We start from the raw sequence: 1207 nt of genomic DNA, 5'->3' as shown, positions 1-1207 counted from the left end.
GGTGCCGTCTTCATCGTTAAGCGCAAATCGCGTTCCGACAAACACATCGTTTTGCCCCACATTTTGCGCATTGTAGCCTCGGCTGTCATACAGGTATTCTGCCAGAAATCCGATGTCCCAGTACGAATCTAATGCCCCTACCCAAGTATATTCAAAGCCAGTCACCAGTCCTGTGTGGTTATCGAAACTGTCTCGATAAACGCTTTCTAACTTGAGCAACCAATCGCCAACAATACCTTGTACATCTAGCCCGACATGCTGCATTTGCGCGTAGTAAGGCTTGAGTTTATTCCCTTCAAAGCGAAAATATGGGTCTCGGTTAGTCCCCGCTAAGTAACTTAAACCGACGTCCCAATCTCCATACATTTGGCTATAACGCAGAGCGACATGAACGTGCTTTTCTTCTCTTGAGGATTCATACAGCGCATCGTCTGAAACGGCGATGGTCGGCCGTAACCTTCCATCTTCGCCCGCAAAGGTACGCTCTCTGAAGTATGGCAGTAGCATCGCATCCACGGTGCCCCAATCTTTAACAGACGTGAAGTGCACCATAGGTTGACCAAGTTTGGCTTCACCATCAACCGATTCAATGGCGTCAGTCTGGTTCACCACATCCACTAAGTGCGCAGATTCCGTCACACCCCAGAACACTTTGCCGACACCGGCACGCAGTTCATAGTCGTCCCAGTAAGTGAGGTACAACGCCTCTCGAATATCACCGTGTGTTCGCTCATCGTCTTGACTGTCAAAGCGATAAAACGGGGTAAAGGTGAAGCTGCCATTACCGTCTTGCTGCTCCCAATAGAGTTCAGGTTGCAGCACCAACGAGGTTTGATCTTTGCTCTGTCCTTGTAAGCCGTCACTGAAGAACTGACGATGCTCCACATTAACTTGTCCAGCCAACTCAACCGAATGACACATCGAAGAGACACTCATTAAACCGAGTGTCGCTGCGATGGTCACCGCCAACTGCGAGCCTAGTAACACATTCCTTTTCATATCAATGCCCTACTTCGCTCGCTTAAGCCCGTTTGATGGTTCTGCATCGCCATAGTATGAGCACGCCAGTATTGGTTTAGATACTGTTTGTAATCTTGGAACGACAAGGTTTTTAGCAGTGCGCCTTTGCGGTCATAGAATTCGACTTTCATTGGGCGGTAGTGCTGTTGGTCTATCCATACTTTCTGCTTGGTGTAACCTGAATTTT

Annotated in this window: 1 protein-coding gene and 1 pseudogene; both read right to left on the bottom strand. The window is 48.5% G+C overall.

Annotated elements, in window-relative coordinates:
* The coding region (locus KIV40_RS30320) for a hypothetical protein (protein ID WP_285352973.1) at positions 1-999 on the bottom strand (999 nt) is incomplete at its 3' end.
* 20 nt (positions 1000-1019) lie between these two features.
* Positions 1020-1207 (bottom strand): annotated as a pseudogene (locus KIV40_RS30315) (outer membrane lipoprotein-sorting protein); the annotation flags it as partial.

It is taken from the genome of Vibrio sp. D173a (assembly GCF_030248475.1).
This window is presented reverse-complemented; position numbering and strand designations above follow the sequence as displayed.